Raw genomic sequence first — 561 nt, 5'->3', positions numbered from 1 at the left:
CACACATCATGCTGATCTATTCAATTCGTGCATTTGGTATGTCTCTCTTAATGATGCCAGTCATGACAGCCGGGATGAACCAGCTTCCTGCCCGTCTGAACAGCCACGGAACGGCGATGAGCAACACGCTTCGCCAAATCAGTGGATCAATCGGAACAAGTTTAATTACGACGATTTATACAAACCGGACGACATTCCATTATTCACAAATTGCAGATAAAACAAGCACGGCGGACCCGAACTTCCTCCATGCGTTCCAAAATGCAGTTTCGAATTTAATGGTGAATATGAATGTGTCTTATGATACGGCGAAAACATATGTGTACTCACATATTTATAAACACGCGTCACTCGATTCCAATGTCATGGGGATAAATGATGCCTTTATGTGGGCAACCTTATTCTGTGTAGCAGGTTTGATTTTAAGTATCTTCCTGCGTGACGTCAGAAAAGATAAATTGCGTAAGAAGAAAAAAGAGGAGCTTTCATTACTTCCTGCTCCAAAAGAAGCTAAGGAATCTTAATCTGTACAGGGAGGTTTCCTGAATGAAAATTTATGTA

1 pseudogene is annotated in these 561 nt (G+C 41.4%); it reads left to right on the top strand.

The annotated features are described in order from the left end of the window. Window positions 1-524 (top strand): annotated as a pseudogene (locus tag ACWHAR_RS30535) (MFS transporter); the annotation flags it as partial. Window positions 525-561 lie beyond the last annotated feature (37 nt).

The sequence above is a fragment of the Bacillus sp. LR--39 genome, from assembly GCF_053613335.1.
This window is presented reverse-complemented; position numbering and strand designations above follow the sequence as displayed.